Source organism: Aeromicrobium sp. CnD17-E (assembly GCF_024124745.1).
Classification (GTDB): domain Bacteria; phylum Actinomycetota; class Actinomycetes; order Propionibacteriales; family Nocardioidaceae; genus Aeromicrobium.
The window spans coordinates 1-3,082 of sequence record NZ_JAMXRU010000179.1; the positions used below are offsets into that span (position 1 = coordinate 1).

Consider the following 3,082-nt stretch of genomic DNA (forward strand, 5'->3'; position numbering starts at 1 on the left):
TGCGACGGGGTGGCGGCGCGACGACCTCCGCGGGGGCGTCGCCGCCGCCGACCACCGACGGGCCGACCGCGCCCGAGGGCTGGGTCGTCCCCACCGTCGTGGCGGAGTGCCGCACTGCCGACGTCGAGGCTGCAGCGGCCAAGCACGGCGGCACCCTCAACACCTGGTTCGTCGCCCTGGGCGCGTCGCTGGTCGTGTCGGCCGGGATCACGGACGAGGACGAGCCCGTGCTGGTGGCGCTGCCCGTCACGGCGCGTGGCACCGACGATCCTCGGGCCAACGCCACGCGGATCGCCCGCGTCGCCGTCGACCCGGGCGACCTGCGGCGCCACGACCTCGCGCCGCTGCGGGCGGGGTGCCGTGAGGCCTACGCCCGGCTCGGCACGCGCGACACGTCGGCCGGGGACGACGACGCCGGCTCGCTCCTCACGCTCGTGCAGATGCTGCCCGACGCGGTCGTGCGGCGACTGCCGGTGCCGACCGGCCCTCGCGTCCTGGCCTCGAACCTGGGGACGATGTCTCCGGCGTTCAGCGCGCCGACCGGGACGCCGGCCCGCAGCATCGCCGCGCTGGCCGGCCACCGGGTCGTGGACGACGCCGAGATCCGGGCGCTCGGCGGCGGTCTGACCGCCTGGGCGTGCACCTCCGGCGGGCGCACCACGGTGACGGTCGCCGCCCTGGACCCGGCGCGGGTGCCCGACGACGAGACCTTGCGTGACCTGGTGCGGTCGGGCCTGGCGGCGTGGCACGTCGAGGCACGGCTGTGGTGAGCGTCGGGCGCTGGGCGCCGCGACCGGACGAGGGGGGACGACGATGACCGAGTGGGCCATCCGGGCCGAGGGACTGGTCAAGACGTACGGGGAGCAGCGGGCGCTCGACGGCCTCGACCTGTCCGTGCGTGCCGGCACGGTGCACGCCGTGCTCGGGCCGAACGGCGCCGGGAAGACGACCGCGGTGCGCGCCCTCGCGACGCTGGTCCGCCTCGACGGCGGGCGGGCCGAGGTCTTCGGGCAGGACGTGATGCGCTCACCCACGCAGGTGCGCTCCCTCGTCGGCCTCACCGGCCAGTACGCCGCGCTCGACGAGCTGCTGACGGCGCACGAGAACCTCTACCTCTTCGCCCGGCTGGTCGGCTGGCGACGGGCGGAGGCCCGCTCCCGGGCGGCCGACCTGCTCGAGCGGTTCGGCCTGACCCACGTGGCGTACCGCGCCGTCTCGACGTTCTCCGGAGGCATGCGGCGACGTCTCGACATCGCGGCCAGCCTCCTCGGGGACCCGCCGCTGCTGTTCCTCGACGAGCCCACGACGGGCCTCGACCCGCGCACGCGCGCCGACATGTGGGCGACGGTGCGCGAGCTCGTCGCCCAGGGAACGACGGTGCTGCTCACCACCCAGTACCTGGAGGAGGCGGACCAGCTCGCCGACCGGATCGCGGTGATCGACCGCGGACGCGTCGTCGCCGACGGCACGCCCGCCGAGCTCAAGGAGTCCGTCGGCGGCCTCACGCTCCACCTGGTCGTGGCGGACCCGGCTCGTCGTGTCGAGGCGGCCCGCGTCCTGCACGAGGTGACCGGGCAGGTGCCGCAGGACGACGGCGTGCTCCTCGCCGCGCCGGTCCGGTCGGGCGCCGTGACGTCCGACGTCGTGCTGGCGCTCACCGCTCGGGGGATCGAGATCGGCGAGCTCAGCGCGGCCCGCCCGAGCCTCGACGAGGTCTTCTTCGCGCTCACCGGAGCCCTCGACGCGCGCGGCCCCCAGCGACAGGACGCGGCATGAGCGCCGCGCTCGGGACGCCGGCGCGACCGGTGCCGCGCGGCGGCGTGGGCCCGTTGTCGGCACTGGCCCAGGTGCTCACGTTCGGCCACCGGGGACTCCTGCGGGTCCGCCACGACCCGCAGCGCCTCTTCGACGTCATCGTGCTGCCGGTCGTCGGCACCATCCTGTTCGCGAACGTCTTCGGCGGTGCCGTCGCGGGTGGCGTCGACGCCTACCTCCCCCAGCTCGTGCCCGGTGTGCTCGTGCAGATCGCCGTCACCGCCTCGGTCGTCACGGGGGTGCAGCTGCGCGACGACATCGACCGCGGTGTGTTCGACCGCTTCCGGTCGCTGCCCGTGGCGCGCACGGCACCGCTCGCGGGGGCCCTGCTCGCCGACGTCGTCCGCTACGTCGTGGCGGTGACGATGACGGTGCTCGTCGGGGTGACGATGGGCTACCGGCCGGAGTCGTGGGCCGGGCTCGTCGCCGGCTGTGCGCTCGTCGTGCTGAGCGGCTTCACCATGAGCTGGGTGTTCGCGCTGATGGGCGTCATGATGCGCAGCGCCGCCGCCGTGCAGGGCGTGTCGATGCTCGTCCTGACGCCGCTGTCGTTCATGTCGAACGCGCTGGTGCCCACCGAGACGATGCCGGCGTGGATGCGGGCGATCGCGGAGGTCAACCCGGTCACCCACCTGGTCTCCGCGGTGCGCGACCTCGCCGGGGGCGACCCTGCCGCCGGGTCGGTGCTCACCGCGCTGCTCGGCTCCTTCGCCGTGCTCGCGATCTTCGCGCCGCTCACGGTGCGGGCGTACGTCCGACGCGACTGACCACCAGGGCTGGAGGAACCGTGAACCTGCAGAGCACCCAGGTCGCGCGGGCGACCGTCACCGAGGGCAACCGGTTGACCCTCGACGACGACCTCTTCGTGCGGGCGCACCGCGTCCTCGGGATCCCCGTGGTCAACCAGACCGTGTGGCGCTTCGACCGCCCCCTCGACCCGACCGGGGTGGAACGGCTGGACCTCGGGCTCCGCGAGGGACCTCTCGCCCGCTCGATCAGACGCTCACGCATCCCCGGTGCCCGCGACAGCTGGGTCGCGTCGTCGGCGGGTGGCCCGGTCGAATTGGCGACGTCGCCGCTGCAGCCGGGTGACGTCCTCGCGTGGGCGGAGGAGCGGGCGGCCGAGCCGCTCGACCCGTGGTCGGGCCCCACGTGGAGCCTCGCGACCGCCAGCACGACCGACGGCGGCTCGGTGCTCTCCTACCTGACGCCGCACGTCGTCTGCGACGGTGGCGCGCACGTCGCCGCCCTCGTCGCGGCGGTCGAG

Annotated in this window: 4 protein-coding genes; all 4 read left to right on the forward strand. The window is 75.0% G+C overall.

Going from position 1 to position 3,082, the window contains the following annotated elements:
- Positions 1–770 (forward strand): hypothetical protein (locus NH339_RS17740; protein ID WP_253027321.1); only part of this gene is annotated, 770 nt, incomplete at its 5' end.
- Positions 771–813: 43 nt separating this feature from the next.
- Positions 814–1,776, forward strand: coding sequence for an ATP-binding cassette domain-containing protein (locus tag NH339_RS17745; protein WP_253027322.1), 963 nt, complete (start codon positions 814–816; stop codon positions 1,774–1,776).
- The gene (locus tag NH339_RS17750) at positions 1,773–2,582 is read left to right on the forward strand and encodes an ABC transporter permease (protein WP_253027323.1); all 810 of its coding nucleotides are present in this window, start codon (positions 1,773–1,775) and stop codon (positions 2,580–2,582) included. The genes NH339_RS17745 and NH339_RS17750 overlap by 4 nt, the downstream gene beginning before the upstream one ends.
- 20 nt (positions 2,583–2,602) lie before the next feature.
- The coding region (locus NH339_RS17755) for a hypothetical protein (protein WP_253027324.1) at positions 2,603–3,082 on the forward strand (480 nt) is incomplete at its 3' end.

Coding starts and splice junctions, on each gene's coding strand:
- NH339_RS17745 (WP_253027322.1), top strand. CDS start 814: ATGACCGAGTGGGCCATCCGGGCCGAGGGACTGGTCAAGACGTACGGG.
- NH339_RS17750 (WP_253027323.1), top strand. CDS start 1,773: ATGAGCGCCGCGCTCGGGACGCCGGCGCGACCGGTGCCGCGCGGCGGC.